The organism is Kitasatospora sp. NPDC056783, from assembly GCF_042789895.1.
Lineage (GTDB): Bacteria > Actinomycetota > Actinomycetes > Streptomycetales > Streptomycetaceae > Kitasatospora.
Genome location: NZ_JBHUAF010000639.1, coordinates 1 through 2,416, shown reverse-complemented (window position 1 = coordinate 2,416; position 2,416 = coordinate 1). Strand labels below are relative to the sequence as shown.

The 2,416-nt window shown below is 71.9% G+C and carries 1 protein-coding gene; it reads right to left on the bottom strand.

Annotated elements, in window-relative coordinates; genetic code table 11:
* The coding region (locus ACFRMQ_RS40145) for an amino acid adenylation domain-containing protein (RefSeq protein ID WP_380735851.1) at positions 1–2,416 on the bottom strand (2,416 nt) is incomplete at both ends.

Below are 2,416 nucleotides of genomic sequence, written 5' to 3'. Positions count from 1 at the left end.
TCCCCGTCCTCGCCCTCCCGGACGGTCACCACGGCCTGGCGGACGGCCGGGTGGCTCGCCAACACGGCCTCGATCTCACCGAGTTCGATCCGGAAGCCACGGATCTTCACCTGGTCGTCGGTGCGGCCCAGGTACTCCAGCTCGCCGTCGCGGTTGCGCCGGACCAGGTCCCCGGTGCGGTACATGCGCTTGCCGGGGGCGAAGGGGCTGGCCACGAACCGTTCCGCCGTGAGCGCGGGCCGGTTGAGGTAGCCCCGGGCCAGGCCGGCACCCGCGAGGTACAACTCCCCCGCCACACCCGGCGTTACCGGGTTCAGGTGCTCGTCCAGCACGTACCCCGCCGTCCCGGCGACAGCCCGGCCGAGCACCGGACGCTCCGAAGCCTCCATCGGCTGCGTTAGCGCGTCCACCGTCGACTCCGTCGGCCCGTACAGGTTGTACGCCCGCAGGCCCGGAGTCTCCCGCAGCCGCGTCCACAGCCCCTGGCCGACGGCCTCGCCACCGACCAGGAAGACGCTCGGCGCGGGGTCCTCCAACAGGCCCTCCTCGACGAGTTGGACCGCGAAGGACGGGGTGGCGTTCACCACGTCGATGCCGCTCTCGCGCACCCGGCGGACCAACTGTCGGGCGTCCCGGCGGACCTCGTCCCCGATCAGGTGCAGCTCGTGCCCGGCGACCATCCACAGCAGGCCGTCCCAGGAGGCGTCGAAGCAGAGCGAGGCCGTCAGCGCGAAACGCCGGCGGGGCTCGCGCGCCATCATGCCCGCCCGGTGGCCGGCCAACAGGGCGGCCAGGCTGCCGTGCGAGACCACCACACCCTTGGGGCGGCCCGTGGACCCGGAGGTGTGGATCACGTACGCCGCGTCCTCCGGGTGGAGAACGAGTCGCGGGTCCTCGGCCGGGCCCGGCGCGTCCGTCACGTCCAGCACCGGCAGGTCGGCGAGCAGTTCGGGCAGCGGCCAGCGGCCGTCCGTCAGCACCAGCGCGGGCCCGGCGTCCGTCAGGGTGTAGGCGGTGCGCTCCGCCGGGTAGTCGGCGTCCAGCGAGAGGTGGACGGCACCGGCCTTGAGCACCGCCAGCAGTGCGATCACCGTCTCCACCGAGCGCGGCAGGGCAAGAGCCACCACCGCGCCGGGCAGGACCCCGGCACCGATCAACCGGTGTGCCAGGCGGTTCGCCCGGTCGTTCAACTCCCGGTAGGTGAGCGCCTCTTCGCCGCAGACCAGCGCCACCGCCTCCGGTGTCGCCGCCGCCTGGGCCGCGAACACCGCCGGAACCAACGGCACCTCCCCAGGCAACGGCGTCACACCGCCGACCAGTTCGGCCCGCTCCACCGAAGACAGCAGATCCGCCCGGCCGATCGGCAGGTCCGGACCGGCCGCGACAGCGGCCAGCAGCCGCCCGAACCGGACCGCGATCGCCTCGACCGTCCCCTGATCGAACAGGTCCGTCGCGAAGTCGATCACACACTCCAGACCCGCCGGCGCACCGTCCGCACCGAAGGACTCACCGATACCCACACTCAGGTCGAACTTCGCGACCGCACGACCCGACGACTCCACGGAGACATCCAGCCCCGCCGCGTCCAACGGCGCCGTGTCACCACCACCCTGAAGGACCAGCATCACCTGGAACAACGGATGCCGGGCCAGCGAACGGACCGGATTCAGCTCCTCGACCAGACGCTCGAACGGCACGTCCTGATGCGCGTGGGCATCGAGCTGCGTCTCCCGGACCCGGGCCAGCAACTCGGTGAAACTCGGATCGCCCGACGTGTCCGTCCGCAACACCAGAGTGTTCACGAAGAAACCGACCAACTGGTCCATCGCCTCGTCCGAACGCCCGGCCGTCACCGAACCGATCGGCACATCCGTCCCGGCACCGAGCCGGGTCAGCAGCGCCGCAAGAGCCGCCTGAGCGGTCATGAACATCGTCACCCGCTGCTCACGCGCCAACACCACCAGCGCACGGTGGAGTTCGACACCCAGCGGAAGAACGACCCGACCACCCCGATGGCTCGCGACAGCACCCCGGGGGCGGTCCGCCGGCAACGCCAACTCCTCCGGAAGACCAGCCAACTTGTCCCGCCAGTAGGCGAGCTGGTCGCCGAGCAGGCCGTCCTGGCCCTCCTCACCGAGCAGCTCGCGCTGCCAGAGCGCGTAGTCGGCGTACTGGACGGGCAGCGGCGCCCACTCCGGCTCGCTCCCCACCGTCCGCGCGGCGTAGGCGGCGGCGAGGTCACGCAGCAGCGGGCCCATCGACCATCCGTCACCGGAGATGTGATGCAGCACCAGGACCAGGACGTGCTCCTCGGCGGAGATCCGCAGCAGCAGGGCACGCAGCGGGAGTTCGGCCGCCAGGTCGAACGGCCGGCGGGAGGCCTCGTCGACGGACTCGCCGACCTCGTCGGCCGGGC